Origin of the sequence: Paenibacillus sp. PsM32 (genome assembly GCF_030433815.1) — a bacterium.
GTDB lineage: Bacteria > Bacillota > Bacilli > Paenibacillales > Paenibacillaceae > Saccharibacillus > Saccharibacillus kyungheensis.
In genome coordinates this window covers 1-241 of record NZ_JARUWY010000058.1, presented here as the reverse complement: position 1 = coordinate 241, position 241 = coordinate 1, and the positions used below count along the sequence as shown (strand labels likewise).

Below are 241 nucleotides of genomic sequence, written 5' to 3'. Positions count from 1 at the left end.
CTATTAACTGTATATATGAAATCTGCGGCAAAGAAATCAAAGGATGAGGACATAGAGCCTCCTAAACTCGACTTTGGAATGAGAGTTCGTCCTTCAATCCTAATAGCAGTTGCCTTGGTAAGCAGTGTGATTGGTGCGGGAGCCTCGGGATTCATCGTAAATAGAATTGTTTCAGTCAATTATGAAAAAGAGCTCTCTATCTTGGGAGCCCAAACAACTGCACCAAGTCCAACCCCAACAC

The 241-nt window shown here is 43.2% G+C and carries 1 protein-coding gene; it reads left to right on the top strand.

The features are described from left to right. Positions 1 to 241, top strand: a 241-nt coding sequence (locus tag QCD85_RS23720; protein ID WP_301264088.1) for a hypothetical protein, incomplete at both ends; no start/stop codon positions are given.